1 pseudogene is annotated in these 602 nt (G+C 29.9%); it reads left to right on the forward strand.

From position 1 onward, the window contains the following. Positions 1–133 (forward strand): annotated as a pseudogene (locus R8O10_RS26220) (XRE family transcriptional regulator); the annotation flags it as partial. Positions 134–602 lie beyond the last annotated feature (469 nt).

Genomic DNA, 602 nt, shown 5'->3' on the forward strand with positions numbered 1-602 from the left:
AGGAATGAGTGGGCTGTACTTTGTCGAGTGCATGGATTGTAAGCATACCATGTACTCGTCTGGTATCGCGGTAAAACGCTATCAACAGTGGTCCAACAATGGCGTAAAGCTAGATAGTCATTTATTTAATTGAATTGTGTTTCCTTTGCACCTAAAGTAAAAAGCCATCAATACATGTGTTGATGGCTTTTTTATTATGTGTTTAAATTTAGTTAAAATTAAAATATTTATTATCCCTAATAATATAGTCCTACTAATTATATAGTGATAGAAATCTCAAAAATTTATTTTCTTGATATTTTATTTCTAACAACAATGGCTTTGGTCACACAATTTTTAATTATTTTTCCTTTTAAGCCTGGTTTCAATATCATTGGGCTATCAATTGGAAAGTGATGAAGATCGCGAAATTTTAATTCGAGAAAATAAGACTTTTAAATATGAACATTTAATCACGAAATTTGTTTTTTGAATTTTAAATATCGTTTTCGTTTGTAATATCTGTACCTGTCAATTTTAAAGAACAAAAAAGGGATATTCCAAATGAAACGTTTAATTATAGGTGTTAGTAATTCCATGGCGGAAGCCTTCAGTTTATTGGC

Source organism: Vibrio sp. 1727, from assembly GCF_033344415.1.
GTDB lineage: Bacteria > Pseudomonadota > Gammaproteobacteria > Enterobacterales > Vibrionaceae > Vibrio > Vibrio alginolyticus.